Source organism: Citrobacter sp. S46_ASV_140 (genome assembly GCF_018919545.1).
Taxonomy (GTDB): Bacteria; Pseudomonadota; Gammaproteobacteria; order Enterobacterales; family Enterobacteriaceae; genus Citrobacter; species Citrobacter braakii.
This window is the reverse complement of record NZ_JAHLRC010000154.1, coordinates 1-7,028: the sequence shown is the minus strand read 5'-3', so window position 1 is coordinate 7,028 and position 7,028 is coordinate 1. Positions and strand designations below refer to the sequence as shown.

The window sequence follows — 7,028 nt, the reverse complement described above, 5'->3', positions numbered from 1 at the left end:
GCATAAGACCACTCCAATTGATCATAACTTCCTGATAATGCACTTTTAATCACAATCAATCAATAATAACGATCAATGTGTCAATATTGATCGATAAAAACAATATATCATAACGAACTGAATACGGTCATATTTTTTGTTTTAAGAAAGTTCCTACATTGCTATGTTTTAAAACATAAGCTAGCAGTTAATAATACCATTGAGATGCCTTTAAAGCCTTGTATTTTCTCCATCCCCCCGCGCTTCGCAGAATGAATGAGACTTAACCAGGAAAAGTGTTATAACCCTCATGTGTAATGAAAAGTGATTATCAGTAAGGGATGATAACTATTCTACAAGGCACAAAGAGTGGGATATAATTGCTGCCCCATTTCGAAACACCTTCAAATTGTGATCATAACTCATTGATTGCTAAAAATAAGCAATGACCATAAGGATTAAAGCTATGGGTTTTCTTTCCGGTAAGCGCATTCTGGTAACGGGTCTTGCCAGCAAACTGTCCATCGCCTGGGGTATCGCTCAGGCCATGCATCGCGAAGGGGCTAAACTGGCGTTCACCTACCAGAATGACAAACTAAAAGGCCGCGTCGAAGAATTTGCAGCTCAACTGGGTTCCAGCGTCGTACTGCAGTGTGATGTGGCGGAAGACGCCAGCATTGATGCACTGTTTACCGAACTAGGCAAAGCCTGGCCGAAATTCGACGGTTTCGTGCACTCCATTGGTTTCGCGCCCGCAGACCAACTGGATGGCGACTATGTGAATGCAGTCACCCGCGAAGGCTTCAAAATTGCTCATGACATCAGTGCTTACAGCTTTGTGGCGATGGCAAAAGCCTGCCGTTCCATGCTGAACCCAGGCTCGGCGCTGCTGACGCTATCCTATCTGGGCGCAGAGCGCGCCATCCCTAACTACAACGTGATGGGCCTGGCAAAAGCCTCACTGGAAGCGAACGTCCGCTATATGGCTAATGCGATGGGTCCTGAAGGGGTGCGTGTGAACGCTATTTCTGCCGGTCCTATCCGTACACTCGCCGCTTCCGGCATTAAAGATTTCCGTAAAATGCTGGCGCATTGTGAAGCGGTTACGCCGATTCGCCGCACTGTAACCATTGAAGATGTGGGTAACTCCGCAGCATTTTTGTGCTCCGATCTTGCTGCCGGCATCTCTGGTGAAGTCGTTCACGTCGATGGTGGCTTCAGTATCGCGGCAATGAACGAGCTGGAACTGAAATAATCGTAAGTCTTCTATGGGCGGTCTTGCCCCGCCCATGACTCTCCTCTGCCCGCCGCCATATATGCTTTTCTGATATTTATTATCACGGAACAATCTTTCATCCCCTCTTCTGCTTACGTCAGGATATTGCAGCGCAAACGATCCGGCGTAGTAGTAGACGACGTGTCCGGGTCGCCACTTTTTAGACCAAGGACCGCCCATGGAACAACGCCGAATTGAAGGCAAAAGCCACTGGTATCATGAGACGCAATCCAGCAAGCATCCGCAAGATATTCTGCCGCTGGTGCCGGAAGCCGCTCATGTCGACGACAGCTTTTTACTGGATCTGGCGATACCTGATGACGCCCTTTTGCCTTTTCAATCCTGGTTAACCCCTGCCCGTAAACTTGCCCAGGTTCTCTTCCCGGTTCACGTAAAACTGAATCAGATGCACACATTCAGCACCTATGAGCGGATGAGTACGGCGCTAACCGTCGCTCAGGTGTATGGCGTCCAGCGATTGTGCAATCACTATGCCGCGCGGTTAACACCGCTTCCTGGTCCTGACTCGTCACGGGAAAGTAACCATCGGCTGGCGCAAATCACCCAATATGCTCGCCAACTTGCCAGCTCTCCTTACGTGATAGGCGCACGCGATCGCCAGCATCTGGATGCGGTCGGGCTGACTACCAGCGATAGTATTTTGATGAATCAAATCATCGGCTTCGTCGGTTTTCAGGCCCGGACCGTGGCTCTGTTTCAGGCCTGGTTTGGACATCCGGTGCGCCGAATACCGGGGCTGGATATACAGCAATTCGCTCACGCTTCGCCATTTAGTGCAACAAACGCTACCTGGCACGCTGCGCCATTCCCAATCGAAAAATATCCTGCTCAGGACGAGACGACGGCCAGACATTTTCCCGCTGAACTGCAAGCGTTGGTGCCATTACTGATTCATTCACCGGTCATTTTAGATTTATTCACGACACTGATTTCCAGTACCCGGCGCAGCGCAGTACATGCGCAGGCATTTTCACTGGCGGCGCTAATGACCTCACGGATTAACGGCAGCGTGGCCTGCTTTAATGAACAGGCACATACAGCCAATGAATTAGCCAACGTTATCGCCCTGCTTCGCCAGGAGGAACGTGAATTACAGCGTTGGGAACAGCGACATCCGGTTGAGCGCGTCACCCTGCAGGCGGTACAATGGCTAACCCGAGCGCCCGACCGTTTTAGCGCCGCGCTGTTAACCCCTTTGTTCGATCAGGGCATCTCTTCTGAACAAGCGATTAACCTGCTGGCCTGGAGCGGATTGTGCGGATGGTTGAATCGCTTGAAAATCGCGCTGGGCGAGACTTATTAACCGATCCACTTACTGAAAGAGCGCTTGCCGCAACTGAGAGAATCGCGTAAAACTGTCAGCCGCTCTTTTAGCCACGAAAATAGACAATTATGCTTCAGGACAACCCGCTGCTAGCGCAGCTTAAACAGCAACTGCATTCCCAGACGCCACGTGCTGAAGGGGTGGTAAAAGCCACGGAAAAAGGCTTTGGCTTCCTGGAAGTCGATGCACAAAAAAGCTATTTCATTCCACCGCCGCAGATGAAAAAAGTGATGCATGGCGACCGCATTGTTGCGGTTATCCATACAGAAAAAGATCGTGAATCTGCCGAGCCGGAAGAACTGATCGAACCCTTCCTGACGCGTTTCGTGGGTAAAGTTCAGGGCAAAAATGATCGTCTGTCCATTGTGCCGGATCATCCGTTACTGAAAGAAGCGATCCCTTGCCGTGCCGCCCGCGGCGTTGAGCACGATTTTAAAGAAGGTGACTGGGCCGTCGCTGAAATGCGCCGCCACCCGCTGAAAGGCGATCGCACCTTCTATGCCGAGTTAACCCAATTTATCACTTTTGCTGATGACCACTTTGTCCCGTGGTGGGTCACGCTGGCACGCCATAATCTCGAAAAAGAAGCGCCGGACGGTGTGGCAACTGAGATGCTGGATGAAGGTCTGGTTCGTCAGGACTTAACCGCCCTCAACTTTGTCACCATCGACAGCGCCAGCACCGAAGATATGGACGATGCGCTGTATGCTGAAGAGCTGGCCGACGGCAAACTGCAATTAACTGTCGCCATTGCCGACCCTACGGCCTGGATTGCAGAAGGCAGCAAGCTGGATAAAACGGCAAAAATTCGCGCGTTTACTAACTATCTGCCGGGGTTCAATATCCCGATGCTACCACGCGAACTGTCTGACGATCTGTGCTCTTTACGCGCAAACGAAGTGCGTCCGGTTCTGGCTTGTCGTATGACCATCACCGCAGATGGCGCGATTGAAGACAACATCACCTTCTTCGCAGCGACGATTGAGTCGAAAGCGAAGCTGGTCTACGACAACGTCTCCGACTGGCTGGAAGATGCCGGTGACTGGCAGCCTGCAAACGACGCGATTGCTGAACAAATCCGTCTGCTACACCGTATTTGCCTGAGCCGCGGTGAATGGCGTCATAACCATGCTCTGGTATTTAAAGATCGCCCGGATTACCGTTTTGTTCTTGGTGAAAAAGGTGAAGTCCTGGACATCGTCGCTGAGCCGCGCCGCATCGCAAACCGTATCGTGGAAGAATCCATGATTGCGGCAAACATTTGCGCCGCCCGCGTGCTTCGCGACAAGCTGGGCTTCGGGATTTATAACGTCCATATGGGATTCGACCCGGCCAACGCCGACGCTATGGCCGCGCTGCTAAAAACCCATGGTATGCACGTTGATGCCGAGGAAGTCCTGACGCTGGAAGGTTTCTGCAAACTGCGCCGCGAGCTGGATGCGCAGCCTTCTGGTTTCCTCGACAGCCGAATTCGCCGTTTCCAGTCTTACGCTGAAATCAGTATCGAGCCAGGGCCGCACTTTGGGCTGGGTCTGGAGGCTTATGCCACCTGGACCTCTCCTATTCGTAAATATGGCGATATGATTAACCACCGCCTGCTTAAGGCCGTCATCAAAGGTGAAACCATTTCCCGCCCTGGGGATGATACCACGGTGCAAATGGCGGAACGTCGTCGCCTGAACCGGATGGCTGAACGTGATGTGGGCGACTGGTTATACGCCCGTTTCCTGAGTGACAAAGCCGGGACCGATACCCGCTTTGCGGCCGAGATAATTGACGTTAGCCGCGGCGGTATGCGCGTACGTTTAGTTGATAATGGTGCAGTCGCATTTATTCCTGCCCCATTCCTGCACGCCGTTCGGGACGAGCTGGTATGCAGCCAGGAAAGCGGCACGGTGCAAATTAAAGGTGAAGTGGTTTACAAAGTCACGGATGTGATTGACGTAACCATCGCCGAAGTTCGCATGGAAACCCGCAGCGTTATCGCGCGTCCAGCCGCGTAACACGTATCAATCCAGCGACCTTTCTCATTTTGTGAAAGGTCGTTTCTTTTTCCCGCCCAAATTCCCACCACCGCACTACACTTCTTTCATTCGGTCAATTTTATTTTTTTACTTTTTTCAGTTCCGCTGGCTTTGCTTTTTACGGATTCTGGATTAAACATAAATATATAAAAAAAACAATACGTTCAGCCATAATCACCACGAATGAATCATGGCTACCCATACTTTTGAGGCTCTATGCGCTTTAAACGGGATAGTACACATGATGAAAGACGTCCGGGAGCTGGTTACGTTGTATAGCTATGTGGGCACTCATAACCCCTACTGGCGTTTGTCAGAGGATTGCAACATCCTGCATTTCTCTATCGACGAAGCGTCAGAAGCTGATCAGACCATCGAATTATTACCTGAACAAGCCGATCGCATTCGCGAGATGACGGTGATCACGTCAAGTCTGTTAATGACGTTGCCCATTGAAGATGACGACATTCCCGTGCATCTGGTCGGTCGAAAAATCAATAAGCGCGAATGGGCCGGTAGCGCATCCGCCTGGGATGACACCCCCTCCGTCGCCCGCGATCTGGCCCACGGCCTCTCTTTTGCCGAACAAGTCGTTTCCGAAGCCAATTCCGTTATTGTCATTCTTGACCGCATGGGCAACATTCAGCGGTTTAATCGCCTGTGCGAAGAGTACACCGGCCTCAAAGAACGTGAAGTCATTGGTCAAAGTGTATTCACATTATTTATGAGCCGTCGTGAAGCAGCGGCTTCACGGCGCAATATTGAGGTCTTTTTTCGCGAAGGTAACTCGTATGAGGTTGAACGCTGGGTCAAGACCTGCAAAGGCCAGCGTCTGTTTCTGTTTCGCAATAAATTTGTGCATAACGGTAGCGGCAAGAACGAAATTTTTCTGATCTGTTCCGGGACCGATATCACTGAAGAACGCCGCGCGCAGGAACGACTGCGGGTGTTGGCGAATACCGACTCCATCACTGGATTACCAAACCGCAACGCAATTCATGAACTGATCAGTAATGCGATTGAGAACGCGGGCGATACGCAGGTCGGTATTGCGTACCTCGATCTGGATAACTTCAAAAAGGTAAACGATGCCTACGGGCATATGTTTGGCGATCAGCTACTACAAAGCGTGTCGCTGGCAATCCTCAGTTGCCTCGAAGACAACCAGATCCTGGCGCGGTTTGGCGGCGATGAATTCATTGTTCTTGCCACCGAAACATCCCAGGGCACACTGGAAGCCACCGCATCGCGCATTCTGACACGCCTGCGCCAGCCCTTCCGCATCGGTCTGATTGAAGTCTATACCGGATGCTCTATTGGTATATCCCTCGCACCTCAGCATGGTCAGGACTGCGAGAGCGTCATTCGTAACGCGGATACAGCCATGTACACCGCGAAAGAAGGCGGCCGTGGGCAGTTTTGTGTTTTTTCTCCGGAAATGAATCAGCGGGTATTTGAATATCTGTGGCTGGATACTAATCTGCGTAAGGCACTGGATAACGATCAACTGGTTATCCATTATCAGCCAAAGATAACCTGGCGCGGTGAAGTGCGCAGCCTGGAGGCGCTGGTTCGCTGGCAATCTCCGGAACGCGGCCTCATTCCACCGCTGGAGTTTATATCCTACGCCGAAGAATCGGGGCTCATCGTCCCGCTGGGGCGTTGGGTTATTCTCGACGTTGTGCGCCAGGTCGCGAAATGGCGCGACAAGGGAATAAACCTGCGCGTGGCGGTAAACGTTTCTGCCCGCCAGCTCGCCGACCAGACGCTGTTTACCGCACTTAAGCAGGTACTTCACGAGCTCAACTTTGAGTATTGCCCCATCGATGTTGAATTAACGGAAAGCAGTTTGATAGAAAATGAGCAACTGGCGTTGTCAGTCATTCAGCAGTTTAGCCAGTTAGGAGCGCAAATCCATTTGGATGATTTTGGTACCGGTTATTCGTCGCTGTCTCAACTGGCCCGCTTCCCGCTAGATGCCATTAAACTGGATCAGACCTTTGTCAGAGAGATCCACAAACAATCCATTTCACAATCGCTGGTACGGGCCATAGTTGCGGTAGCGCAGGCGCTCAACCTGCAGGTCATCGCCGAAGGCGTGGAAAGCGCGAAAGAGGATGCGTTTCTGACCAAAAATGGCGTCAATGAGCGTCAGGGGTTTTTATTCGCCAAACCAATGCCAGCCGCCGCATTTGAACGTTGGTATCGCCGCCATCTGAGTAAAAAAATGCGCTAATGCAGAGGGAATGAAGGTGATGAATAGCCATAAATGGACATTACATGACGACGCTATCCGCATGTAATCACAGAATATATAATATTCTTCAATCGTTCAGGTTAATACTATTTTTCCCTTCTCTTTTGCCATGAAATTCTGCATCATGAAATTCAAACTCTATTGCCA

The 7,028-nt window shown here is 51.0% G+C and carries 4 protein-coding genes; all 4 read left to right on the top strand.

The window, feature by feature from the left end; genetic code table 11:
• The first annotated feature begins 445 nt into the window (after positions 1-445).
• The 4 genes from fabI to pdeR all read left to right on the top strand — a co-directional run bounded on the left by fabI (position 446) and on the right by pdeR (position 6,860).
• Positions 446-1,234, top strand: coding sequence for an enoyl-ACP reductase FabI (gene fabI, locus KQJ19_RS21345; RefSeq protein ID WP_216404104.1), 789 nt, complete (start codon positions 446-448; stop codon positions 1,232-1,234).
• Between the two features lie 199 nt (positions 1,235-1,433).
• Positions 1,434-2,579, top strand: a complete 1,146-nt coding sequence (locus KQJ19_RS21340; protein WP_200048929.1) for a carboxymuconolactone decarboxylase family protein — start codon at positions 1,434-1,436, stop codon at positions 2,577-2,579.
• 89 nt (positions 2,580-2,668) lie between these two features.
• Complete coding sequence (locus tag KQJ19_RS21335; RefSeq protein ID WP_200048930.1) at positions 2,669-4,603, top strand: exoribonuclease II; 1,935 nt, start codon at positions 2,669-2,671, stop codon at positions 4,601-4,603.
• Positions 4,604-4,868: 265 nt separating this feature from the next.
• Positions 4,869-6,860 carry a cyclic di-GMP phosphodiesterase gene (gene pdeR / locus KQJ19_RS21330; RefSeq protein WP_047358151.1) on the top strand — a complete coding sequence of 664 codons (1,992 nt, stop codon included), beginning with the start codon at positions 4,869-4,871 and terminating at the stop codon, positions 6,858-6,860.
• The last annotated feature ends 168 nt before the right edge of the window (positions 6,861-7,028 follow it).